Below are 23,071 nucleotides of genomic sequence, written 5' to 3' on the forward strand. Positions count from 1 at the left end.
CTCATGACTGTTCCCGAGCGAGTGGGCCAGGACGAGGAGCAGGTACTCGTCGAACGGACCGAGGCGGTCGAGGCCGACCTCCGGTTCGTCGGCCTTCCCGTCGTCCGGGGCGGCGACAGCCGGGCCGGCAAGACGATCGGTTCGTCGACGTTCGTCGTCTACTACGACGCCAGCGCCGACAGCTCCGGCGGAGTGTTCGTCACCTGGGAGCCGAGCCGGGAGCTCAAGGACCTGATCGTCGCCTCCCCGCAGCTGGCTCTCCAGCGAGCCATCCCGCTCGGCAGCACGGCCCTGGAGGCCATGACCGTCGCCGTCGAGCAGGTGCTCACCGCCGCAGGCTGGGCAACCGAGCAGACCGACGTCGGCGTCCATGAGAGCTCGGTCAAGATCCTCGGCCCGGTGCCCCGGTAGGGACTGACCGGTTCTGACAGGTGGCCGCGCTCGTGCAGACGAGCGCGGCCACAGCCATTCCCCAGCGCTTCGGCCTGCTGCGCTGACGGTCCGGCAGAATTGGCTGTCACCCCCGCTGACCCGCAGGGTACGGTCCTGCCATGACCATGATCCGTTCAACCCAGCCGGTGACGCCGGACGATCTCGACCTGGCCGTTCGGCTCGCTGTCGACACCGGTTGGCGCAGCCATTCTGGCGGCCGCGGCGCTGAGCCCGTTGGCCCAGTGAACGCGACCCTGCGCCGCGGCCTACTCCCTCTTGACGGCCCGGGGCTAACGTTGGGTCATGAGCAGGGTGCGGGTTGACCGTTCGAGTCCCGACGTGGTCGACGTGGTGCTTCGCGAGGGGGTCGGGCCGCTCGTGTTCGCCGCCAAGCGCTGGCCCGGGGAGGTGCTCGGGTCGCTCATGGTCGGCGCCGTCTGCGGTGTCCCGGTCTATCTGGTCATGGCGCTGATCCTCAGTCTCGAACCCGGCCGGATCTGGGCTCTGGTCGGGATCGCCGCCGTGCTGGGACTCGTCGTCAACACGTTCGTGATCCTCTACGGGGCCTTCCGGGACGTGAACCGCTTGCGGTTCTCGCCCGCCGCCTCCCCCGACACCATGACCGTCGTCCGGGGCTCCCGCACGGACCGGCCGAGGCCGCTCACCGACGTCCGGCAGATCTGGATCGACCACACCATCACGGAGTCGCACGAGGAGGACCGGAAGCCCGTCAACGCCAAGATCACCCTGTACGTGCTGCTGAAGAACGGGCACCTGATCCGGCCCACGTCACTGCCCAAGTGGACGACCGACACCACGGCCCTGTGCCAGGAGCTGCGACAGATACTCGCCCCCTCCGACGTCCAGGTGGACCTGGTCGTCCGACGCCGGGTGCAGTACCCGTCGATGGGCGGTCACGGCGGCTCCACCGGCGGAGGCTCCTGAGATCCGTACTCCGACCGACGCGGCCCTCGAGATCGTCCGATGCGCTCTCCGGTCGGAGCAGCGGATCGGGCCGAGGGCCGCGTGGACAGGATCAGAGCATGTTCGTGTAGATGTTCCAGCCCCTGCCGAACTCCACCCGGGCGGCGAAGGTCGCGGTGCCGGCGTTGCCCGTCGAGGAGTACCGGTACAGGACGCCGTCCTTGGCGCGGGCGAGCACATCGCCCTTGCTGTCCCCGTCGATGTCACCCGGCGCGACCAGCATGTCGTAGACGTCCCAGCCGGTGGCGATCTGTTCCCGGGCGGCGAACGGCGCGGTGGACGTCCCCGTGCCCTTGAAGAGGAACAGCCGGCCGGAGGTGTCCCGGGCGAGCAGGTCGGGCCGTCCGTCGCCGGAGTAGTCGCCCGCGCCGACCAGCGCGTTGTAGGCGTTCCAGCCGCTGCTGACCTTGATGGGTGTGCCGAGCTTGGTGTCCACCGCCCCGTCGCCGGGGTGCAGCCACAGGACTCCCGCCGAGTCGCGGCTGAGCAGGTCGCCCTTGCCGTCGCCGGTGAGGTCGCCGGGGCCGACCATCGCGTTGTAGTTCCAGGTCGAGCTGACCTTCTTGCTGCGGATGTACAGGTCGCTGCCGATGTTCTGCACGTAGCTGGCGTGGTTGTGGCTGTTGAGCGCGGTGGCGTACGTGTTGCGGGACCCCGGCGTCTCCTTGCCGACCCCGGTCGGCGGCGTCAGGTAGGTGCCGTTGGCGAGGGCGTAGTACTTGACCAGGGTGCCGTCGGTCTGGGTCATGAGGTTCTGGGCCTTGCCGTAGAGCTGCGTGGTGCCCGCCCCGACGATGAACGTGTTGTTCTCGTAGCCACTGCCGAAGTACGCCGGTGCGGCGAAGTGCCCGCCGCCGGTCGACTTGAACCAGTACTCCACGCCGTCGCGGTCGCGGGCGAGCAGGTCGCTCAGGCCGTCGCCGTCGCCGTCGTCCGAGCCGGTGATCACGTTGTACGCGTTCCAGCCGGTGCCGACCTTGACCCGGGCCTTGAGCGGGGCGGTGGCGCTGCCGGCCCCCTTGTGGAACCACAGCTCGCCGGTCAGGGTGCGGGTGAGAACATCGCCGAGGCCGTCGCCGTCGACGTCACTGGCACCGACGATCTGGTCGTAGATCCCCCAGCCGGAGCCGACCTTGACCCGCGTGTTGAAGGGCTTGGTGACGGTGCCCGTCCCCGTGTAGAGCCACAGGTCACCGGCGAAGTCGCGGGCCAGCAGGTCGGGGTGGCGGTCTCCGGTGACGTCCCCGGTGGCGATGAGGCGGTTGTACTTCTGCCAGCCGCCGCCCGACCACAGGGGCGCCGACGTGGCGTTCAAGCCGGCCTCGTAGAGCGTCAGGACGCCGTCGAAGGAGAGGGAGAGCAGTTCGGGCTTGGTCGTGCCGCCGACATCGCCCACCGGCAGCAGGTCCTTGAACGAGGCGGCGGGGTCGGTCTTGGCGATGGTGTAGTCGCTCCAGGCCTGGATCGACGACAGGTAGACGGCCGTGGACTGGTCGTACTGCATGACGATCATGTCACTGCGGCCGTCGCCGTCGACGTCGTGCCGCGGCTTGGCGGCGGCAGTCGCCTGCTCGGACGGCCCGGACAGAGCGGGCAGGACGACGGTCGGGTACTCGCCGACGCCGCGCGGTGCGGTGTCGGGGTCCGACACCGGTGCGGAGTCGGTCACGGACTGCGCGACGACGGAGTCGGGCGCGTGGTGCCGCGCGGCGGCCGTGCTCGGGGTGGTGGCGAGAGTGCCGACAGCCAAGGCGAGGACGCCCCCGGCGGCCAGGGTCCTCAGGCGTCCGCGGTACGGTGCGGTCAAGATCCCCCCTCGGGATCGAACGTGTGGACCCACCCGGGCGCCTCGTGCCCCGCGACCGGGACACGCGTCGGCGCGTGAACGGTCCCCACTTCCTTCCCGCAGCGTAGGGATCGATCCTGTGGATTCCTTGTGAAGCCGCTCCCCAGCCGGCCAGCCGCCGACTGGCCGGCGACTTCCGACGGCCGGCGGGTCGGTCCTTCTCAAGGCGCGGAGGGTTTGCCCGCGATCGCGTCGTAGACCCTGATCCGCAGGCGGCGCTGCCAGCCGTCGCGTTCCTCGCGGGCCCGGGCCCGTTCGGCCTTCCGGCTGCCGGCCGGGTAGCGGGCGCGCGCCCAGGGGGAGCCGGGGCGGGCCAGTCGGAGGGCGCCGATCACGGCGAAGAGCGGGACGAGCATCCCGAGCAGACCGGTGAACGCCTTGCCCTTGCTGAGGGCGGCCAGCGCGAAGCCCGCGTTGACGGCCACCACCGACGCGTACGACCAGCCGGAGACCGGTTCGCCGTCCGCTGACGCCTCGTCGGCTCCGAACGGGACCGCTCCGAGCAGCAGCAGTCCGCAGACCGCGGCGCCGAGCACCACGGTGTCCACGGAGAGTCGGCCCTCCTCGGACCAGTAGACGTCCCGCAGATGGAGGATCAGCGCGAACTCGTCCAGGACGAGCGCGGTGCCGATGCCGAAGAGGGCGGCCGCGATGTCGGCCCACGGATGTCTGCCGCCGACCGGCGAGGCCAGGCCCAGGCCGCTGATGATCATGAAGACCACGCCGAAGACCACGTGATGGATGTGCAGCCCGCCGGGCGTGACGTTGTTCGGCCACCAGGAGACCTCGGCCCGGATCATCCGCACGCTCAACCGGATGAAGAGGAACGCCCCGAGGAAGCCCAGCAGCAGGAAGAGCAGCGGCTGCTTGCCCGGGTCCAGGATCTCCTGCCGGTACCAGTCGCCCACTGCTCAGGCTTCCCGCTCGGCCGACTCGGCGGCTTTGGCCCGTCGGCCGCGCCGGGTCCGGGAGAAGATCAGGACCCCCACGAAGACCACCACCGCCGTGATCGCGCCGACCAGGGTGGCGCCGCGGAACCAGGGCGCGTTCACGTCCATCACCCGCTGCCCGGCGTGTGCGGCGCTGCCCCGGCCGACCACCACGCTCAGCGTCCACAGGTTCGGCAGCGCGAGGAGCACGGCCAGCGAGAGCCAGCCGACCACGGCCTTCCAGGACCGCCGCTTGTGCAGACCGATCCAGGCCACGACGAGCGGCAGCAGCGTGCAGCTGACACCGATGGCCAGACCGATCACCAGCCCGGTGCTCAGATGCCCGCGCACCGCGTCGCCGACCCGCTGCGCCCACCAGCGCGGGATGGTCGCGGCCAGGATGAAGTAGGCCGCCACCAGCACGGCCAGCGCCCCGCCGCCCAGCAGCAGCCGCTTGCGCCAGTCGGGGCCTGCCGCCGGCTCGCCGGTCTGATCAGCTCTCATATGCCGATGCTGGCACCGGCGCAGACCGCACGCAGTGTGACGGCCCCTCAAGGCGGTACGTGGCGGAGCCGTGTGGTCTAACGCCTCACCCCGGCAGCGAGCCGGGGTGAGGCGGTGTCAGAACTGACTCGGTCAGCTGTAGTACGGCGAGTCCAGGTCGACGCTGGCGTCCTTGACGATGTCGCCGTCGAACAGTCGGGTCGTTGCCGGGGCTCCGGCCCGGCGGGCTTCCTCGGCGAAGGGGCCCTGGGCGAAGGCCAGGGCGTTCTCGGCGCTGTCGAACTCGTAGAAACCGCCGATGGTGTGGGTGCCGATCCCGGACAGCCAGGTCTTGCGGATCAGACCCGGTGCGGTCTTCAGGGCCACGTTGACCTGGTGCCAGTCGAACCGATCGAACGGCACTGCCGCCTGGATCTCGGTGTAGAGAAAGGTCTTGCCCATGACGGAACCTCCGGCTGCGGGGCCTGTTCGGCCCATCTCGCTAGTACGTGCGTCCTAGCAAGGTGGAGCATGGAGTAGGATGGCCGTACTAGTCAAGGGGGGTCGCGATGGCCGCGGACACGAAGTCCCGCATGATCAGCGCAGCGATCGGGCTGCTGCAACGCCATGGTCTGGCCGCGATGTCCTTCACCGACGTCCTGGCCGAGAGCGGTGCCGCGCGCGGGGCGATCTACCACCACTTCCCGGGCGGCAAGCAGGAACTCGCGCTCGAAGCCGCCCGCCGCAACGCGGAGGACGTCCGCGGTCACCTGCACGAGCTGCCGGCCCGCACGCCACGCGAAGTGGTGGAGGCGTTCCTCGGCAACGTCCGCCCTGTCGTGCAGGCGTCCGCCGGGGGCGGCGGTTGCGCGGTCGCGGCGGTCACCGTCGACGGCGGTGCGGCCATGGCCGACCAGAGCAGCCTGCGCGCTGTCGCGGCCGAAGGATTCGCCGGCTGGGTCGGCGAGCTCACCGGAAAGCTCACCCACGCCGGAATGAGTCCAGCCCAGGCCGCCGATCTGGCCACCCTCATGATCGTCACACTCGAAGGCGCCCACATCCTCTGTCGCGCAGCGGGCAGCATCGCGCCGTTCGACAGCGCCGCCGCTGCCCTGCTCGCCGCCCTCCCGAGCTCGGGCTGACCCGGCGAAAGGCCAACACGCCTCGCTAGCTACGTGCCGCCGCCAACAGGACTTCGGCAGCCTCGGTACGGACGTAGAGCACGTACCGCCCGCTGCGGTGCGCATCCACCAGCCCGGCGGCGCGGAGCGCGGTCAGGTGCTGGGAGACGCCGCCGGCCGTGATCCCGGTGCGCCGGGCCAGGTCGGTGGTCGAGGCCGGGGTGTCGAGTTCGGCCAGCAGGACGGCCCTGGACCGGCCGATGACGGCGGCCAGTGCGTGCGGGGGAGGGGTCCGCCGCTCCCAGAGCGTGGCCACGCCGGGTGGCGGGTAGCGCAGTACGGGCTGCCAGTTCGGGCTGGTGACCGAGAAGACCTGGGGCCAGGCGAACACCGACGGTACGAGGAGCAGACCCTGCCCTCCGAGCTGCCGGCTGCCGCGGACGTGGCGGTGCCGGACGTACAGCGTGTCGGCGTCCCAGGCCACTTGGGGGTCGAGGTCGTTGAGCAGCCGCTGCGCGCCGCCCTCGGCGAGCAGCCTGGCCCGGCGGAGCACGTCGCCCTCCAGCAGGGAGCGCAGCCGCGGCCAGTACGGGGCGAGGGCGATCTCCCAGTAGGCCGCCATGACTTCGGCGAGTTCGGCCAGGCCGCGGTGCGGATTGTCCAGGAGCTGCTCGATCCGCTCGGAACGCGGCGACCGCCGACCGCTGAGACCCGACCGGACCTGCTCCGGCGCGGTGGACTTCAGGACAGCCAGTTCGAGTCCGATGTCGGGGACCGAGGCGGTGGGCGGTGGGGCGATGAACACCGGTATGAGCTGCGGCGGTTGCGGGACCAGGTCGGCGAGCAGGCCCCAGTCGAGGCCCGATGCCGCGAGCCGTGGTCGGACCTCGTCACTCCACGGCCGGAAGAACGGGTGCTCGGCGGGGTGCTTGACGACCCGGACGCTGGCCACCAGCTCCCACAGCGGTGACAGCGCGAACCTGGTGCGGGCCAGATCGCGAGTGGAGAACGCCAAGTCGAGCACGGGTGCGTCCCTTCCGTACGGCAGCCACCCCGGGTGGTCCCGATTCAGTACAGGCTGAATCTATCGCCGTCGGGCCGGGCCTGCCGCAGGCTCCCCTCATGACCACCACCGATCAGACCCGGCAGTCCGGCATCACCACGCCCGCACCAGGACCGCGCCGTTCACTGCTCCGCGACCGGGGCTTCCGGCTGCTGCTCACCGCGGCGACGGTGAGCAGGCTCGGCACCTCGGTCGGCTCCCTCGCCCTCCCGCTGACGGCCGTGCTCGCCCTGCATGCCTCGGCCGGGCAGGTCGGGCTGCTGGCGATGCTGGGCACGCTCTCCTTCCTGCTGATCGGCCTGCCGGCCGGTGCCTGGATCGACCGGATGCGGAAGCGGCCGGTGATGATCGCCGCGGATCTGGCCCGGGCCGCGCTCTTCGGGTCGGTGCCGGCCGCCTGGCTGCTGGGCGTGCTGACCATCCATCAGCTCTATCTGGTCGTGCTGCTGGCGGGCACGGCCACGGTCTTCTTCGACGTCGCCGCCCAGAGCCACCTCCCTGACCTGGTCGAACGGGACCGGCTCACCGAGGCCAACGCCCACCTGGCGACGACGGACGCCGTCACCCAGGTCGGTGGCAGAAGCGCGGGCGGGTTCCTGACGGCGCTGCTGACCGCCCCGGCGGCCGTCGCCGTCGACGCGGTCAGCTACCTGTGCTCGGCGGTCTGCCTGCTGCGGATCCGCCGACCCGAACCGCTCCCGCGGCCGCACCTGGCCGGCCGCAGCCTGGCCGGGGAGATCCGGCAGGGCCTGCGCTTCGTGTTCGGCCACCCGTTGTTGCGGCCCCTGGTCCTCGCCGCGGCGGCCGGCAACCTGTCCATCCAGGTCTGCCAGACCATGCTTCCGGTGGTGTTCGTCCAGGAGTTGGAGCTCCCCGAAAGCGCGCTCGGCCTGTTCTTCGCCACCGGCGGGATCGGTGTTTTCCTCGGCTCGCTGTCGGCCCGCCGGCTCGCGCACCGCCTCGGCGCGGGCCGGGTGTTGTGGCTCATGGGCCTCGCCGTAGCCCCGGTGGGCGTTCTGGTCGCGGTGGTCGACCGGGGCCCGGCCCTGTGGCTGGCCGCCCTGGCCTGGCTCGTCACGACCTTCAAGGTCGGCATCAACAACGTGATCATGGTGAGCTTCCGTCAGAGCGTCACCCCCGACCTGCTGCTCGGCCGGATGAACGCCACCGTGCGCGTGGTGCTCACCGGGTCGCTCGCGATCGGGGCCGCCCTGGCCGGACTGCTCGGCGAGTTCGCCTCGCCCCGCACCGCGCTGTGGGTCGGTGCGGTCGGCCTGGCCACGGCCTGGCTCCCGATCCTCCTCTCGCCGCTCCGTACCGGAGCCGAGCGCTGACGGTTGCTCAGCGGGCGCGGCTCAGTCCGGGCGCGAGGTCCGGACGGCGGTGGCGAGCCGGCGGGCGGCTTCGGTGAGTTCGGACGGGGCAGCGGCGGCGGCGAAGCCGAGGCGCAGGTGGGCGGTCGGCGGTTCGGCGGGGAAGTAGCGGTGACCGGCGTTGACGGAGACGCCGTGGGCGCGGGCGGCGTCGGCGACAACGGCGTCGGTGAGGGCGGGCGGCAGGCGGAGCCAGAGGTGGAGGCCGCCCGCCGGGAGGCCGGCGAGGGTCCAGTCGGGGAGTTCGCGGGCCAGGGCGTCGGCCAGGGTGGCGCGGCGGTCGCGCAGGGCGGTGGACAGCGTCCGCAGGTGGCGGTCCCAGGCGGGGGTGCTGAGCAGTTCGACGGCGGCTTCCTGGAGCGGGCGGGCGATGAAGAAGTCGTCCACCCGGCGCATCGCCCGGAGGCGTCGCATGACCGGGCCGCGGGCGATCACGGCGCCGATCCGCAGGCTGGGCGAGGCGGGTTTGGTCAGCGAGGTCAGGTGGACCACGGTGCCGTCGCGGTCGTCGGCGAGCAGCGGGCGCGGCACGGTACGGCCGTGGCCGAGGTGGCGGGCGAAGTCGTCCTCGATCACGAACGCCCCGGCGGCCCGGGCCACGTCGACGACCTGGCGGCGGCGTTCGGGCGCGAGCACGGTGCCGGTGGGGTTGTGGAAGGTCGGCTGGCAGTAGAGCAGCCGGGCTCCGGTCATGGCGAACGCCTCGGCGAGCAGGTCGGGGCGGATGCCGTCCTCGTCCATCGGAACGGGGACCGGCCGCAGTCCTGCGGCGCGGGCGGCGGCCAGCGCGCCGGGGTAGGTGGGCGACTCGACCAGCACCGGACTGCCCGGCCCGGCGATCGCCCGGAACAGCATGGACAGCGCCCCCTGACCGCCCCCGGTGACCAGGACGTCCTCGGGGCCCACGCCGCTCCCGGCCTGCCGGGCGAAGATCGCGCGCAGCGGCGCCAGGCCCGCTGCCGGGGCGCGGTGCCAGGCGTCCGGACGGCGGGCGGCGCGGGCCAGTGCCGCGCCGAGCGCCTTGGTGGGCTGGAGGCTCTCGTGCAGGTAGCCGCCGGAGAGCGTGAGGACGCCGTCCCGCAGGTGTTCTGACGAGTCGTCGGCTTCGCCGGGGTCGTAGTCGCGGCCGGCCAGGGCGACGGCCTGCCAGGAGGTGTCCGACGCCTCGTCGGCTCGGCCGGGCCGGCGCGGCGCCACGTACGTGCCGCTGCCCGGACGGGTCACCACCACGCCCTCGGCGGCCAGTTGGGCGATCGCGCGGGACACGGTGACCGGGCCGACGCCGTGACGGGCGATCAGATCGCGGCTGCTGGAGAGCCGGTCGCCGGGGGCGAGCCCGGCGATCTCGCTCCGGAGGATGGCCGCCAGTGCCTTGATACTGCTACCGTCATTCATGGAGATACAGAATAGCGCTTCTGCGTCAACGGCGGAACCGCTCCTCGACCTCACCGCCCTGCGAGCCGACACCCCCGGCTGCGATGCGGTGATCCACTTCAACAACGCCGGCTGCGGCCTGACGCCCCGTCCGGTGCTCGACGCGATGGTCGCCCACCTGAACCTGGAGGCCGCCATCGGCGGCTACGAGGCCGCCGCGGCGCGGGCCGCCGAGATCGCCGACTTCCACGCCTCGATCGCCGAGCTCGTCAACACCCGCCCCGAGAACATCGCCTTCGCCGGCAGCGCCACCCACGCCTACTCCAAAGCCCTGTCCGCGATCGACTTCCGTCCCGGCGATGTCGTCCTCACCACCCGCAACGACTTCATCTCCAACCAGATCGCCTTCCTCGCGCTGCGCCGACGCCACGGCGTCGAGATCGTGCACGCCCCCGACCACCCGGACGGCAGCGGCGTCGACGTCGAGGCGATGGCCGCGCTGATGCGGGCCCGCCGCCCGCGCCTGGTCGCCGCCACCCACGTGCCCACCAACTCCGGCCTGGTCCAGCCGGTGGCCGAGATCGGCCGGCACTGCCGCGAACTCGACCTGCTCTACCTGGTCGACGCCTGCCAGTCGGTCGGCCAGTACGAGATCGACGTCGAGCTGATCGGCTGCGACCTGCTCACCGCGACCTGCCGCAAGTTCCTTCGCGGGCCGCGCGGTTCGGGCTTCCTGTACGTCTCGGACCGGGTGCTGCGAGCGGGGTACGAGCCACTGTTCATCGACATGTACGGCGCACGCTGGACCGCGCCCGGCGAGTACCGCCCGGTCGACACGGCCGCCCGGTTCGAGGAGTGGGAGTTCCCGTACGCGACCGTGCTCGGCTGCGCGGCCGCCGTCCGCTACGCGCTCCGGGTCGGCCCGGGGCCGATCGCCAGGCGTACCCCGGCCCTTGCCGGACGGCTGCGCGAACGGCTGGCCGACCTCCCCGGCGTACGTCTGCTCGACCGCGGTCCGGCACCCGCCGCGCTGGTCACGTTCGGGATCGACGGCTGGCGGGCGCGGCCGTTCAAGGCGGCGCTGGACGCACGCGGCATCAACTCGGCGTTGAGCTACCGGGAGTTCGCGCAGTTCGACTTCGCCGACAAGGACGTGGAGTGGTGCCTGCGCCTGTCGCCGCACTACTACAACACCGAGGACGAGGTCGACACGGTCGCCGCCGCGGTCGCCGAGCTCGCGGGGGGCTCCCGATGACCCAGACGTCGATCGGGTCGGGGCCTGGTGCCGCCACTGACGCGTCGTCAGGGGAAAGCCTGTGGCACAACGGCGACTTCCTCAAGTTCTGGCTCGGCGAGACGGTGTCGCTGCTCGGCACCCAGGTCACCAACCTCGCCCTGCCGCTGACCGCCATCAGCGCCTTCGGCGCGACCGACGAACAGGTCGGGCGGCTGCGCTTCCTGCAACTCGTCCCCTACCTCGGGCTCGCCCTGCTGATCGGGGTCTGGACCGACCGGGTGCGGCGCCGACCCGTGATGCTGGGCGCCAACCTCGTCCGGCTGGTCCTGCTCGCCCTGGTCCCGCTGCTGTACTGGTGGCACGCCCTCGACCTGCCCCTGCTGCTGGCGATCGCCTGCGCCGTCGGCATTGCGTCGGTGGTGTTCGACGTGAGCTGGATGTCGTACGTGCCCGTCCTGGTGCGGAAGCCCGAGCACTACGTCGAGGCCAGCGCCAAAACGGGCGTCAGTTCCTCCGCCGCCGACGTGGCCGGGCCCGGGCTCGCGGGCGTCCTGGTGTCGGCGCTCACCGCGCCGGTGGCGCTGGTCGTGGACGCCTGCTCGTACGCGGTCTCCCTGGTCTCGCTGCTGCTGATCCGATCGCGATCTTCGTGCTCTCCTTCTTCACCACCTACCTCGGCCTGGGCGTGGCGGGCGTCATCATCGTCAGCCTGCGGCAGACCGTCACGCCCCGGTCGATGATGGGGCGGATGACGGCGGCCTTCCGGACCCTGCTGTTCGGCGGCGGCGCCCTCGGCGGCCTGACCGCCGGCCTGCTGGCCGGGCGGATCGGCGCCGAGGGTGCGCTGACCGTGGCCGCGATCGGCTCCGCCGTCGTCGTCATCGGCCTGCTCGTCTCCCCGGTCAGCCGGCTGCGGGCCCTGCCCGTCGCACCGTCTGCGCCTGACGCCGCCGGGTAAACGGGCTCGACCACACCCGTCCGGCCTCTCTAGCATGGGCGCCGCCCCGGTACCCGGGTCCTGTTGCCTGAGCTGAGACGGGATCAGATCTTCAGCCGTAACCCCACCCATCACATCGAGCGCGGCCAGACCTACCGGGAGGCGAGACTCCGGGACGCTGTCCGGCCGGCGGTGATCCAGGTGCAGGACTTCCTGCCCGCCGGCCGGGTGGCCGTGATCGACGCCTGGACCGGGCGTTGGCACCGCCCGGTCCCGGTGGAGGCCCTGCACCCCTACCCCCGCACCATCGTCGGCCGGCGACGGCGCAGCGGCTGGATCTTCATCAGCCCCGGTGACCATCTCGCCGAGTACCTCGACTCCGTACTGCCCGGTCCGGACTGGGTGGCCCACGGCTGGACGGGAGTGCGCGACCACTGCTTCTTCGCAGGCAGTGGCACCGTCACGCTCTGGAACCCTGACGACATCGCCCGGGCGATCACCGCCCTCGCAGCCATCGGCTGGTACGCCGACGACATCACCGGCTCGTCCGGAATCCCCGAGCTGAGCGTCCGTCACCTGGGTGCGGTCGGCCTGTGCCCGGTGAGCCTCCACCACGGCGGCACCCTCCTGCGGTGCGCCAGGCCCCGCAACCACGGCGGCCACCACGGGGACGCCGGTCCGGACTGGTCGACTCTGCCACCGTACCTACCGGAGGTGCCTTGACCCGCCCGGTCGGTCGGGCCTACGCCCTGCCGAAGCGGTCCTGGGCGGCGAGGACGGCGTCGCCGTAGGCCGCCGACCAGGCGCCCATCGCGCGGATGGGGGTGAGGAGAGCGGTCCCGGCCTCGGTCAGGGTGTCGTCGACGCGGGGTGGTGCTTCGGCGTAACGGTGGCGCTCCACCAGGCCGTTGTGCTCGAGGCGGCGCAGCGCCTGGTTGAGCACCTTGGGGCTGATCCCGCCGATCCGGTCCAGCAGCGCTCTCGGCCGCATCGGGCCGTCCTCGCCGAGGACGTGGACCACCACGCTGTCCCAGCGGTTCGCCAGGACGTCGAAGGCGATCCGGGCGCGGCAGTCCGCGGCGAACACGTCGCCTCCCATGTCGGCCACTCCGTCCGGTTCTCCCATGGGGACATCCTGCCCCGTCCGATGCCTACCGTGGGGTGTGTACCGGCTCTCCTAGCGTCTGGGCCAAGGCATTTGACGATGTGAACAGGAGTACGGCGATGCGTATCGGCATTCTCGGAACGGGCGCCATGGCGGCGGCACTCGGCGGTGCCTGGGTCCGGGCGGGCACGAGGTCATGGTGGGCGGACGGAGCGAGGAAGCGGCAGCACGGACGTCCGCCGGCATCGGGGCGGCCGGCTACGGCAGTCTCGGCGAGGCGGCCCGGTACGGCCGGGCGGTGCTGCTCGCCGTACCCGCCGGGGCCGCACCGGAGTCGGCCGCGGAGCTGGCCCCGGACCTGGCCGGGCGGGCGGTGCTCGACTGCACGGTGCCGATGGCCCCCGGCACCGGCGGCCCCGGGCTGACCACGGCCGGCGGCACCGATTCGATGGCCGCCCGGATCGCGTCCGCCGCACCGGCCGCACGGGTCGTCAAGGTGTTCGGCATCTGCCACGAGAGCATCTGGACCCTGCCGCGGCCGGTCTTCGAAGGGGCTCCGCTTGTGGTGCCCTTCTGCACCGATGACACGTCAGCCGGCTTCCTGGCGGCAGAACTTGTCACTTCGATGGGGTGCACCCCGCTGGCCTGCGGCGGGCTGGACCGGGCGGGGTTGCTGGAGGCGGCCGCGGTCTTCGCCATCGGCGCCTGGTGGTCCGGCGGGGAGGCCCGCCACGCCTTCCCCTCACCCGCCCTGGCGCCCGGCGCCACGGACGACTGAGGGGCGGGTGCGGGCCTGCCGACGGCGGTGCTCCGTTCGGAGCACCGCCGCTTGTCCGCCGGTGGGTCAGACCGTCTGATAGAGGCCGAGCAAGTCGACGATGAAGTCGATGCTCTGCCCGCCTTGGTTCCAGATGTCGACGATTCCGCCCTTGCCGCCGGGGGTCTGTGCGACGTTCGGGACGGCCGCGCCCGCCGTCCAGTTCAGCGTCGAGGAGGCGGGCGGCGGCGGGGTGGCGGGGGTGCCGCTCTCGTAGTCCGACCAGAAGTTCGGATCGGGGGTGACCGACAGGAAGCCCGGCCCTGTGGTGTTGGTGACCGTGGTGTTCAGCACCCAGCCGTCGACGCGGGGGTTGGTGGTGTCACCCTCCAGCCGCATCGCAAAAAAGCTGCGGGCCGGCAGCTGACCGGCCTTGCGGCCCCAGCTGTCCTTGCGGCTGTCGACGATCCGGAACGGTACCCAGGCCGACACGAAGGCGGAACGGCTGTCGGGGGTGTAGTAGCCGACCACGTCGACGACCACGTCGGCCGCCCGCCCGCTGCCGTTGAGCACGGAGATTTTCCCGTCCGGTCCGACCGGCACGATCACCGCGTTGGCGACCGACTGACCAGCGGTGAAGTTCAGGCTGGAGGTGGACGGCACCGCCTGTCCGCTGGGGTAGACGGTCAGGTAGCCGGCCGCCTGCGGGGCGGTGACCGTTAGGTTGAGCGCCACGGCGGTGACGCCCCTCGGTACGCCGTGGCGCCCGGCTATCTCGGTGTCGAAGCTGATCCGGCCGGGGACCGGGCCCCGGGCCGTCCCCAGGCCCTCGCGGGTGTCGACGGCGCGCACGGACGGCAGCGCCCGGTAGCCGCTGGCCGGTGCGGGGGTGAAGAAGCCGGTGACGTCGGAGACCAGGTCGACTGCCTCCCCGCCGCCGTTGAACAGATGTACGTAGCCACCCTCGCCGACTGTCACGACCACCAGGTTCGGGACGCTCTGACCGGCCACGTAGTTCAGGTTCGACGTCTCGGCGCGCTCGGCGAAGTCCTTCTCGGCCTGCACCGAGACGAAGCCGGCTGCCGTGGTGTTGGTGACGGTGACGTTGAGGACCACGACGGATACCCCGGCCGGGATCTGCGCCGCACCCGCGACCTTCAGAGCGACCGAACTGCGCCCGGCGACCTTGGCCTTGGCCGTGCCGATGCCCTCGCGCGTGTCCAGCAGACGGGTCGGCTGGTGCGGGGTGAACTCGGAGCCCGAGGTGACGACCCTGACCTCGTTCACGGCCTCCAGGCCCTGCGCGGTGTCCTTCACCGTGACCTTGACGTCGTACGAGCCGACCGCAGGGTACGTGTGCTTGGTGTAACGGATGTCCGAGGGATAGCCGAGGACGGTGGCGGAGAAGGTGTCCGTGGTCCCGTCGCCCCAGGCGATGGTGGCGTCGACCTCGGCGCTGCCGAGGATGCTGACGAGGGTCCGCAGCTCGACCGAGTGCGCGCTCGGAGTCGTGGCGTACAGACCCACCGAGAGGTACGAGCCGCTCGGCGCACTCTGCCCCCGCGGCGCTACGTCGGTGCGCTCGCCGGACTTCTGCGACAGCACCATACGGTCGGCGGGACTGCTGAAAGCGCTGCCCCCTCGTGCCGCGTCCGCAGCCGCCCCGAACTGGGGTGAGGCGGCCAGGCCCTGGGAAGCGGGTACCGGGGACGCGGCGCCGGGACCAGCCGCCTCGGCGATCCCGGGGGCGAGACCAACACTGGCTGCCACGAGAGCAGCAGGAACCACGAGTCGGTGAGTGCGCACCGAGCCCCCCGATTTTCAGTCAATGGTCGAACAGTTCGACTACGTGCTCAGGGTACAAGCCGTGCAAGGAGGGACGGTCCCGAGGGGAACCGACGCAGGGCACCCGCGCGCGAGGCGGGACACTCCGGGGCAACCGTGTCAGGCCTCGATCCCTTGGTCTTACGAGCGTGTCGGAGCGACAGCACAGCACCCGCCCGCTAGCGTCAACGGCGTCGGCTTGCGGAAGCTGGCTCCTGCTCGTGGCCCGCCGACCCTCAGGGCCAATGCGGCAGGCAAGGAGCGTGGCTCCATCCGCCCCTCTGCGGAGGGCAACTCACAAAGGCACGGTCTCTGCGAGTCCACACCATGCTCCGTGCTCAGGTCGGCAGCACGGCGGACGGATTTTCCAGTGGCCCGTAGCGTTCTCAGAGATCTCGCGCGTCAGCGTTTGTCCTATACCAACGAGGGCTACCGCAACGCGCTGGAAGCCGTCCGGTCCCTCCCAAGCAGTGGACCGCTGATCCCCCGCGCGGTAGGTGATCAGGAACTCTTTGAAGCCGCAGTCTTTTCTCATCTACTGAAACCCTGTCACTTCGGCCTGCACCCACTGCGGATTGCCGCAGCGCGGCCGTACCCAGAACACTTGGTCCTCGTGATCGACAGCTCCTATCACCTGGTATTTGATGTGCTGCGTGACCTGCTGCCGGTCGGTGACCGCGACGGCGCCGAGGTCCACGGCGTCGAGGGTCTGCGAATCCGTCGGTGGCGACGCGACGGCCTGGATCTCCATCAACCTGGTCGGCGCACGGCGATTCGGCTCATCGGGGCACCGCAGGCGATCTGGCGTCGAGCAGAGCAGCAGATCGCGAACGACGTGGATGGTTCCCTGTTCGTCCCGTGCTGGCGCACCGATCCTGCAGGCTGGACCGCAGGCGAAGTCTCACAGGAGCGTGATGACGGCAGTTTCTACGTCAGGATCGCTCGCTCCGGGGCCTGGCTGGCCAGCGGCCTGCTTCGCCGAGTCGCCATTTTCCACACCACGGCCGTCCCCTGGACCGCCGACGGTTGGCGGGGTTTGTCTCCCCGGTTGTTGTGGAAATTCGACCTGGCCTGCTATCCGGACCTTCCACTGCACATGGACGAGGTCGCTGCGGCGCTGACCCATTCCAGGCTGGGGCTTCCCGTGCGAGCTCACCCGGTGTCGCCCCGCTTTCCGAACGTGCTCCGCCTGTCCGCCATCAACGGCGACGAGGCGTTGGAGCTGCACTTCATGCGCTGGGAGGCGGGCCGTCAGTGGATGATCGATCCTGATTGTGCCCGTACCGTCCGGCGACGTGCTGAGACCGTCGTCGCGCGTCTTGCGCGGCAGTAGCACTGCGATGCGGCGGCTCCGGGCTTTTTGGCGCTTGGGCCGCCGCATCGGCGTCGATCGGACTCACAGTTCCCGGTCGTGAAGGTGCAGTTCGGCTTCGGCGAGCCGGATGACCCAACTTCGAGCCGACGTACGGGTCGCTGTGGCGCCGGTGATCCCTGCTACGGGGTGGGTAAGTGCGGCTACGAGGTCATCCGGAAACGGATAACCGCGCCATTCCAGATCCCATCGGCCGTGGTACCCCCACAGTCGGCAGTCCGATGCCCAGTGCGCCCGCCCGGGTTTGCGGTAGAGCGGATCATTGAACCAGCCACCGAGATGGAAGGTCCCTCCGGGATCGCGTAGGGACATGCGAACCCAGAGCCCGGCCAGGAGCCGCTTCATGGGGGGACTGATCTCAGGAACGGCGGCCAGCATGGCCAGCTCCACTTCAGTGAGCGGATCCGCCATCCCTGACCGTCGCCTCGGGATGGGTCGGCGCTTGCCTCGGTCAGCCGTAGTAGGGAGGGTGGCGCGTTCACAGACGTACAACTGGGCGTTGGTGGTCAGGTGCCGTAGCTGCCACAAGTCATAACCTCGGCACTCCTCCACACGCATGGCAGGCATATTGGGGTTATTCGGGGTTCCGGCAAGGTGGAGCGCTACGTTGTCGCACGCATCGACGATCAGTACCAGATGATCGAATCGAGGAGAGATGATCGGTGCATACGCACCGATGTGCCCGACGGCCCACCGAATGGAAGGCGCCATCAGTGCTCCCTGGTTGAAACACGCCAGAGCCAACAAAGCACGGAGCTCTGTCTGCTCCGGCGTGCAGTGGTCCAGGCCCATTCCTCCGGACCGATCGATCCCTGGACGAGCCGTGGCTTTGGCCTCTCCAGTGAATCGAGCTCGGAGGGCCGAGGCAGCCTTGACTGTGGAGTGCGGCATGGGGACGAATTCCTTCGCTGCTGCCGGGCCAGCAGGGGATCGCATCCGCGTTCGCACATCGTAAGATCTGCTCACAGAAGCGGAGTGGGCGCGCCGCACCCTGAATGAAAACGAGAAGGCCCGGGCTCACCGCTTCACCCACCGGGCCTCCGCGGACCGGTTGTTGCCGACGATACCTGTTGGGCGTTTGGCCGGACCCGAAGTTTGGGACGGTGTCATCCGAACGGACCTGAGGTGTCCGCTGTGGCGATAAGCGGAAGCTGGAAGCGTCAATAAAGTTACTTATCGTAGTAATCGGTTACACTCGGTACTGCCCACGGGAGTTGACCGGCAGGACCGAGGAGATCAGCGCGATGGCCAGCGAGAGCACCGATGTGGACCGTACCGACCCGGTGTACCGGGCGTGGCTCAAGGAGGCGGTGCGCAAGGTGCAGGCCGACTCGAACCGGTCGGCCGACACGCATCTGCTGCGCTTCCCGCTGCCGGAGGAGTGGGGGATCGACCTCTACCTGAAGGACGAGTCGACGCATCCGACCGGGAGCCTGAAGCACCGGCTGGCCCGGTCGCTGTTCCTGTACGCGCTGTGCAACGGGTGGATCCGGCCGGGGAAGCCGGTGATCGAGGCGTCCAGTGGGTCGACGGCGGTGTCGGAGGCGTACTTCGCCAAGCTGATCGGGGTGCCGTTCGTCGCGGTGATGGCGAAGACCACCAGCCAGGCCAAGATCGACCTGATCGAGTTCCATGGCGGCGAGTGTCACCTGGTCGACAGTGCCTGTGAGGTCTACGAGGTCTCGGCGGAGCTGGCCGAGCAGACCGGCGGGCACTACATGGACCAGTTCACGTACGCGGAGCGGGCCACCGACTGGCGGGGGAACAACAACATCGCCGAGTCGGTCTTCGCGCAGCTGCGGCTGGAGCCGCACCCGGAGCCGGCCTGGATCGTCGCCACCGCGGGGACGGGCGGCACCTCGGCCACCATCGCGCGGTACGTGCACTACATGCAGCACGACACCCGGATCTGCGTCGCCGACCCGGAGAACTCCTGCTTCTTCGAGGGCTGGGTCGACCACAACCCGGACGCCACCTGTGACCGCGGGTCCCGGATCGAGGGGATCGGGCGGCCGCGGATGGAGCCGAGCTTCGTGCCCGGGGCGATCGACCGGATGATGAAGGTGCCTGACGCCGCGTCGATCGCCGCGATGCGGGTGCTGGAGCGGGTGCTCGGGAAGACGGCCGGGGCGTCGACCGGGACGGGGCTGTGGAGCGCGCTGCGGATCGTCGCCGAGATGCGGGCCGCCGGGGAGCGCGGCAGCGTGGTGACGCTGATCTGCGACCCGGGCGACCGCTACCTGGACAAGTACTACTCGGACGACTGGCTGGCCGGCCAGGGGATCGACATCGCCCCGTACGAGGTGGAGCTGGAGCGCTTCCTCAAGGGCGAGGGCGGGCTGAGCTGAGCCGCCCGCCGGTTAACCGCTGGCGCCCGGACCTGGTCGGATGATAGTCAGTGCGGCATGAATGATCTTCTGACCGAACGCCTGATCCTGCACCCCTTCACCCCCGAGGAGGCAGGACGGGTGGCCGCCGGCGAGCCCGGCCCCACCGACGTCTGGGCCCCCGGCTACCCGACCGAGGGCGAGCGGACCGGCGCCCGGATCTTCCTGAACGGCTGTCAGGACGGCAACGACCCGCACCCGTTCGGGAACTTCGAGATCCGCCGCCGCGAGGACGGCGCCGCGATCGGCGGCATCGGCTTCCACGGCGGGCCGGACGAGAACGGTGCGGTCGAGGTCGGCTACGGCCTGGCCGAGGCCGTCCGCGGCCAGGGCTACGCCACCGAGGCGGTGCTCGGGGTGCTGGCGCACGCCAGGTCGGCCGGTGCGCTGGTTTTCCGGGCCGAGACCACGGTCGACAACCCGGCCTCCCAGGGCGTGCTGCGCAAGGCCGGGCTGGCGCTGGTCCGCACCGAGGGCGAGTCGCTGCACTACGAACTCCCGCTGTAGCGGCGTCAGTCCGCGATCAGCAGCTCGCGCAGCTGCGTACGGGCCTCGGCGGCGGCCGCGGCCGGGATGCCCGGGTCGGTGACCCAGCTGTCCACGGCGGCGAGTGGGGCGATGGTGGAGAGCGCCACCACGCCCCACTTGGTGTGGTCGGCGACCACCACGGTGCGGCGGGCCGACTCGATCAGCGCGCGGTTGGTCTCGGCCTCGGCCAGGTTGGGGGTGCTCAGTCCGGCTTCGGCGGAGAGGCCGTGGGCGCCGAGGAAGAGCAGGTCGAAGCGGAGTGAACGGATCGCCCGGTCGGCGACCGGACCGACCAGGGCGTCGGAGGGGGTGCGGACGCCACCGGTGAGGATCACCGTGGTGGCCGCGCCGGTGCCCTGGCGGCGGGCCCGTTCGAAGACCTCGGAGACCGGCACCGAGTTGGTCACCACGGTCAGCCGGTCGATCTCCAGCAGCTGCTGGGCCAGCGCGTACGTGGTGGTCCCGCCGGAGAGCGCGATCGCGCTGCCGGGGGTGACCAGGGCGGCGGCGGTCCGGGCGATCTGGTGCTTGGCGGAGGGTTCGAGCGAGGACTTGGCCTCGAAACCCGGCTCGTGGGCCAGCGGGGCACCGGGCGCGACCGCGCCGCCGTGCACCTTCTCCACCGCGCCGGTCCTGGCCAGCGCGTCCAGGTCCCGACGGATCGTCATGTCGGACACGTTCAGTCGCTGGGTCAGTTCGTTGACCCGGACCCCGCCGCGCCGCCGGACCTCGTCGAGGATCAGCGCCCGGCGCTGCTCGGCCAGCAGGTTGCTGGTGTCGGACATCTGATCGGCCCTTCGCTGGATTCCCTCCGCCATCCTGTCAGATCGTCACACCGGGAAGGGCAGCCGCACCGCTCCGGGGCGGGGGCACCGGCAGATCGGCGGGCACCAGCAGCTGGAGCTCCTCGGTGGACGGGTCGGCCAGCTGGGCCACCCGCATCGCGTGCCGCTCCACCATGGTCTCGAAGACCTGCCGCGCGGTCCGGCCGTTGCCGAAGCCCGGGCCGCGCTCCAGCCCGGCGAAGTGCTCCAGCAGGGCGCCCTCGGTCGCCCCGGCGAGGGCGTACTCGTGCTCGGCGCACTGCGATCGGGCGATCTCCAGCAGCTCGGCGGCGGTGTAGTCCGGGAAGGTGACGGTGCGGGAGAACCGGGAGGACACCCCGGGGTTGGCGCTCAGGAAGCGCTCCATCTCGACCGTGTACCCGGCCACGATCACCACCACCTCGTCCCGGTGGTCCTCCATCAGCTTGACCAGGGTGTCGATCGCCTCCCGGCCGAAGTCCCTGGCACCGTCCTCGGGCGCCAGCGCGTACGCCTCGTCGATGAACAGCACCCCGCCCCTGGCCTTGTCGAAGGCGGCCTGGGTGCGGATCGCGGTGGAGCCGATGTGCTCGCCGACCAGGTCGACCCGGGCCACCTCGACCAGGTGGCCCTGCTGGAGCACGCCGAGCGAGGCCAGGATCTCGCCGTAGAGCCGGGCCACCGTGGTCTTGCCGGTGCCGGGGGAGCCGGTGAAGACCAGGTGGCGGCGGAGCGAGGGGGCCTTGAGCCCGGCCTGCCGGCGGCGGCGGCCGACCGAGATCAGGTCGATCAGGGTGCGCACCTCCTGCTTCACGGTGGCCAGGCCGATCAGCGACTCCAGCTCGGCCAGCGCCTCGTCGGCCGGGCGGCAGTCCGGGATCGGGGCGATCGTGGCGGCCACCGGGGCGGCGGCGGTGGTGAGTTGGGCGGTCCTGGGGGCGGGCAGCTCCGGCGCGGCCGGGGCCACGTCGTCGGAGACGCAGCCCTCGGTGACCGGGCCCGGCTCGGAGAACTCGAAGCCCGCCTGCTCGTTCTGCTCGGCCCGGCAGCGGGTCAGCGCGGTGCGGCAGCCGTCCAGCACGTAGAAGCCGAAGCCCTTGCCGTGCGAGACCCGGCAGTCGGTGAAACTGCCCCGGCCCTGGGCGAAGACGTAGACGGCGGCCTCGGCCGCGCCGCGCACCGTGCAGTCGGAGAGCTCGGGGTCGGCGCCCTTGGTGACGATCACCCCGGTGCTCACCTCGGAGATCTCACAGCCGGTCAGCCGCCCGCCGCTGCCGTGGTCGCGGAACCAGAGCCCGGTGCCGGCCTCCTGGATCCGGCAGTCGGCCAGGGCCACCGTGGCGCCGCCGCTGACCGAGACCGCCGAGCTGCCGATCCGGCTGAACGAGCAGTCCGTGGCGGTCACCCGGGAGCCCTGGTCGAGCACCGAGAGGGCGTCCCGCAGGTCGTGCAGCGAGCAGTCGGTGAGGGTGAGTTCGGCTCCGGCGCAGACCCAGACGGCGGGGAAGTCGCTGCTGCTGGAGTGGATCTCGCTGGCCACTGCCTCGGCGTGGGTGCCGGGCTCCCAGACCGAGAGCGCGCCCCGGCCGAAGTCCTGCAGGGTGGTCTGCTCCAGGCGCAGCCGGGAGCCCCGGCGCAGGTCGGCGGCGTTCTCCGGCAGGTCGTGCACCCGGCAGCCGGTCAGGGTCAGCTCGGCGCCGGTGTCCAGGGTGAGGCCGTTGCCGGTGACCCGGTGGATCTCACAGTCGGTCAGCCGGCCGCTCGCCTGGGACTCGGCCTGGACGCCGCTGCCGCGGATCTCGTAGATCTCACAGCCGGTCAGCTCGGCGGTGCTGCCCTGCTCGGCGAGCAGCACCCCGGCGCCGCCCGCGTGGTGCACCCGGCAGTTGGTCAGCCGGGCGCTGGCGCCGTCCAGTACGGCCAGACCGGCCTGGGCGGAGGCGGCCAGTTCGGTGTCCTCGGCGAGCAGCGCGGCGCCGGAGCGCAGCCGTACGCCGAGGCCGCTCGGGTTGAGCACGGTGCAGCCGCGCAGCACCGCCTCGGCGCGGTCGGTGAGTTCGACGCCGACGGCGGCCCGGGTCTCCACCCGGCAGCCGGTGAGCTCGGCGGTGGCGTCCGGGCCGGTGATCAGGACCGCCGGGGCGGTGGACTCGCCGCCCTCGATCACCAGGCCGTGCACCTGGGCGGCGGCGGTGACGGTGAGCGGGACGCCGCCGGCCGGGTTGATCCGGACGCTGCCCGGGCCGTCGGCGGGGCGGAGCACGACGGCCTTGTCCAGGACCACGTTCTCCCGGAAGGTGCCCGCGCGCAGGGTCAGCGTGTCGCCCGGCTCGGCGGCGGCGAGCGCCTCGGCCAGGGTCTCGTACTCGCCCGCCCGGCGCCGCCAGCGCGAGGCGCTGTCCTGCGTGACCCGGACCCTGTGCTCAGCCATGACGACCTGCCATCCCCACCTCAGTCAACGACCTGCCCGGACGCTGCGGTTGCCACACCGGGTACAACGAGCGAGCAGGTTTTCG

23 protein-coding genes are annotated in these 23,071 nt (G+C 71.3%); 12 read left to right on the forward strand and 11 right to left on the reverse strand.

Annotated elements, in window-relative coordinates:
* Nucleotides 1–3: 3 nt before the first annotated feature.
* Both F4556_RS31340 and F4556_RS31345 read left to right on the forward strand, forming a co-directional pair.
* Nucleotides 4–411, forward strand: coding sequence for a hypothetical protein (locus tag F4556_RS31340; protein ID WP_184911059.1), 408 nt, complete (start codon nucleotides 4–6; stop codon nucleotides 409–411).
* A 324-nt stretch (nucleotides 412–735) separates the two neighbouring features.
* Nucleotides 736–1,377 carry a hypothetical protein gene (locus tag F4556_RS31345; RefSeq protein WP_184922114.1) on the forward strand — a complete coding sequence of 214 codons (642 nt, stop codon included), beginning with the start codon at nucleotides 736–738 and terminating at the stop codon, nucleotides 1,375–1,377.
* A 91-nt stretch (nucleotides 1,378–1,468) separates the two neighbouring features.
* Here F4556_RS31345 and F4556_RS31350 read toward each other — a convergent pair whose 3' ends face one another.
* The 4 genes from F4556_RS31350 to F4556_RS31365 form a co-directional block, all read right to left on the reverse strand.
* Nucleotides 1,469–3,223 carry an FG-GAP repeat domain-containing protein gene (locus tag F4556_RS31350; RefSeq protein WP_184922116.1) on the reverse strand — a complete coding sequence of 585 codons (1,755 nt, stop codon included), beginning with the start codon at nucleotides 3,221–3,223 and terminating at the stop codon, nucleotides 1,469–1,471.
* A 200-nt stretch (nucleotides 3,224–3,423) separates the two neighbouring features.
* Nucleotides 3,424–4,170 carry a hypothetical protein gene (locus F4556_RS31355; RefSeq protein WP_184922118.1) on the reverse strand — a complete coding sequence of 249 codons (747 nt, stop codon included), beginning with the start codon at nucleotides 4,168–4,170 and terminating at the stop codon, nucleotides 3,424–3,426.
* A gap of 3 nt (nucleotides 4,171–4,173) precedes the next feature.
* On the reverse strand, nucleotides 4,174–4,695 hold the full coding sequence (locus F4556_RS31360; protein WP_184922120.1) for a permease: 522 nt from the start codon (nucleotides 4,693–4,695) through the stop codon (nucleotides 4,174–4,176).
* Nucleotides 4,696–4,827: 132 nt separating this feature from the next.
* The gene (locus F4556_RS31365; RefSeq protein ID WP_184922122.1) at nucleotides 4,828–5,136 is read right to left on the reverse strand and encodes a hypothetical protein; all 309 of its coding nucleotides are present in this window, start codon (nucleotides 5,134–5,136) and stop codon (nucleotides 4,828–4,830) included.
* A 107-nt stretch (nucleotides 5,137–5,243) separates the two neighbouring features.
* On the opposite strand from F4556_RS31365, the gene F4556_RS31370 reads away from it, so the two are divergent.
* The gene (locus F4556_RS31370) at nucleotides 5,244–5,816 is read left to right on the forward strand and encodes a TetR/AcrR family transcriptional regulator (protein WP_184922124.1); all 573 of its coding nucleotides are present in this window, start codon (nucleotides 5,244–5,246) and stop codon (nucleotides 5,814–5,816) included.
* Nucleotides 5,817–5,841: 25 nt separating this feature from the next.
* On the opposite strand, the gene F4556_RS31375 is transcribed toward F4556_RS31370, so the two are convergent.
* Nucleotides 5,842–6,819, reverse strand: coding sequence for an ArsR/SmtB family transcription factor (locus tag F4556_RS31375; protein WP_184922126.1), 978 nt, complete (start codon nucleotides 6,817–6,819; stop codon nucleotides 5,842–5,844).
* A 98-nt stretch (nucleotides 6,820–6,917) separates the two neighbouring features.
* Here F4556_RS31375 and F4556_RS31380 point away from each other — a divergent pair, with 98 nt between their 5' ends.
* On the forward strand, nucleotides 6,918–8,192 hold the full coding sequence (locus tag F4556_RS31380) for an MFS transporter (RefSeq protein WP_184922128.1): 1,275 nt from the start codon (nucleotides 6,918–6,920) through the stop codon (nucleotides 8,190–8,192).
* A 21-nt stretch (nucleotides 8,193–8,213) separates the two neighbouring features.
* Here F4556_RS31380 and F4556_RS31385 read toward each other — a convergent pair whose 3' ends face one another.
* The gene (locus F4556_RS31385) at nucleotides 8,214–9,626 is read right to left on the reverse strand and encodes an aminotransferase-like domain-containing protein (RefSeq protein ID WP_184922130.1); all 1,413 of its coding nucleotides are present in this window, start codon (nucleotides 9,624–9,626) and stop codon (nucleotides 8,214–8,216) included.
* On the opposite strand from F4556_RS31385, the gene F4556_RS31390 reads away from it, so the two are divergent.
* The 4 genes from F4556_RS31390 to F4556_RS31400 all read left to right on the forward strand — a co-directional run bounded on the left by F4556_RS31390 (nucleotide 9,625) and on the right by F4556_RS31400 (nucleotide 12,502).
* Nucleotides 9,625–10,860: an aminotransferase class V-fold PLP-dependent enzyme gene (locus F4556_RS31390; RefSeq protein ID WP_184922132.1), complete on the forward strand. Its 1,236-nt coding sequence runs from the start codon at nucleotides 9,625–9,627 to the stop codon at nucleotides 10,858–10,860. The genes F4556_RS31385 and F4556_RS31390 overlap by 2 nt on opposite strands.
* Nucleotides 10,857–11,582: an MFS transporter gene (locus F4556_RS31395; protein ID WP_246511142.1), complete on the forward strand. Its 726-nt coding sequence runs from the start codon at nucleotides 10,857–10,859 to the stop codon at nucleotides 11,580–11,582. The genes F4556_RS31390 and F4556_RS31395 overlap by 4 nt, the downstream gene beginning before the upstream one ends.
* Before the next feature lie 8 nt (nucleotides 11,583–11,590).
* Nucleotides 11,591–11,800 carry a hypothetical protein gene (locus tag F4556_RS38650; protein WP_246511143.1) on the forward strand — a complete coding sequence of 70 codons (210 nt, stop codon included), beginning with the start codon at nucleotides 11,591–11,593 and terminating at the stop codon, nucleotides 11,798–11,800.
* A gap of 63 nt (nucleotides 11,801–11,863) precedes the next feature.
* The gene (locus F4556_RS31400) at nucleotides 11,864–12,502 is read left to right on the forward strand and encodes a hypothetical protein (RefSeq protein ID WP_184922134.1); all 639 of its coding nucleotides are present in this window, start codon (nucleotides 11,864–11,866) and stop codon (nucleotides 12,500–12,502) included.
* Nucleotides 12,503–12,521: 19 nt separating this feature from the next.
* Here F4556_RS31400 and F4556_RS31405 read toward each other — a convergent pair whose 3' ends face one another.
* Nucleotides 12,522–12,905, reverse strand: coding sequence for a winged helix-turn-helix transcriptional regulator (locus F4556_RS31405; RefSeq protein ID WP_246511144.1), 384 nt, complete (start codon nucleotides 12,903–12,905; stop codon nucleotides 12,522–12,524).
* 175 nt (nucleotides 12,906–13,080) lie between these two features.
* On the opposite strand from F4556_RS31405, the gene F4556_RS31410 reads away from it, so the two are divergent.
* Nucleotides 13,081–13,662 carry an NADPH-dependent F420 reductase gene (locus F4556_RS31410; protein WP_246511145.1) on the forward strand — a complete coding sequence of 194 codons (582 nt, stop codon included), beginning with the start codon at nucleotides 13,081–13,083 and terminating at the stop codon, nucleotides 13,660–13,662.
* A gap of 66 nt (nucleotides 13,663–13,728) precedes the next feature.
* On the opposite strand, the gene F4556_RS31415 is transcribed toward F4556_RS31410, so the two are convergent.
* Nucleotides 13,729–15,249, reverse strand: a complete 1,521-nt coding sequence (locus F4556_RS31415; RefSeq protein ID WP_184922136.1) for a PKD domain-containing protein — start codon at nucleotides 15,247–15,249, stop codon at nucleotides 13,729–13,731.
* A 586-nt stretch (nucleotides 15,250–15,835) separates the two neighbouring features.
* Between F4556_RS31415 and F4556_RS31420 the strand changes: the two genes are divergently transcribed.
* On the forward strand, nucleotides 15,836–16,798 hold the full coding sequence (locus tag F4556_RS31420; protein ID WP_184922138.1) for a hypothetical protein: 963 nt from the start codon (nucleotides 15,836–15,838) through the stop codon (nucleotides 16,796–16,798).
* 63 nt (nucleotides 16,799–16,861) lie between these two features.
* Here the strand turns inward: F4556_RS31420 and F4556_RS31425 are convergent, their stop codons facing one another.
* Nucleotides 16,862–17,548: a hypothetical protein gene (locus F4556_RS31425; RefSeq protein WP_184922140.1), complete on the reverse strand. Its 687-nt coding sequence runs from the start codon at nucleotides 17,546–17,548 to the stop codon at nucleotides 16,862–16,864.
* A gap of 533 nt (nucleotides 17,549–18,081) precedes the next feature.
* Between F4556_RS31425 and F4556_RS31430 the strand changes: the two genes are divergently transcribed.
* Together F4556_RS31430 and F4556_RS31435 are read left to right on the forward strand one after the other, a co-directional pair.
* Nucleotides 18,082–19,185: a PLP-dependent cysteine synthase family protein gene (locus F4556_RS31430; protein ID WP_184922142.1), complete on the forward strand. Its 1,104-nt coding sequence runs from the start codon at nucleotides 18,082–18,084 to the stop codon at nucleotides 19,183–19,185.
* A gap of 57 nt (nucleotides 19,186–19,242) precedes the next feature.
* A complete protein-coding gene (locus F4556_RS31435) occupies nucleotides 19,243–19,731 on the forward strand; it encodes a GNAT family N-acetyltransferase (protein WP_184922144.1) in 489 nt (162 codons plus the stop codon).
* Nucleotides 19,732–19,736: 5 nt separating this feature from the next.
* On the opposite strand, the gene F4556_RS31440 is transcribed toward F4556_RS31435, so the two are convergent.
* Together F4556_RS31440 and F4556_RS31445 are read right to left on the reverse strand one after the other, a co-directional pair.
* A complete protein-coding gene (locus F4556_RS31440; protein ID WP_184922146.1) occupies nucleotides 19,737–20,537 on the reverse strand; it encodes a DeoR/GlpR family DNA-binding transcription regulator in 801 nt (266 codons plus the stop codon).
* A gap of 37 nt (nucleotides 20,538–20,574) precedes the next feature.
* Nucleotides 20,575–22,986 carry a right-handed parallel beta-helix repeat-containing protein gene (locus F4556_RS31445; RefSeq protein ID WP_184922148.1) on the reverse strand — a complete coding sequence of 804 codons (2,412 nt, stop codon included), beginning with the start codon at nucleotides 22,984–22,986 and terminating at the stop codon, nucleotides 20,575–20,577.
* Between the last annotated feature and the right edge of the window lie 85 nt (nucleotides 22,987–23,071).

The sequence above is a fragment of the Kitasatospora gansuensis genome (genome assembly GCF_014203705.1).
GTDB classification, from domain to species: domain Bacteria; phylum Actinomycetota; class Actinomycetes; order Streptomycetales; family Streptomycetaceae; genus Kitasatospora; species Kitasatospora gansuensis.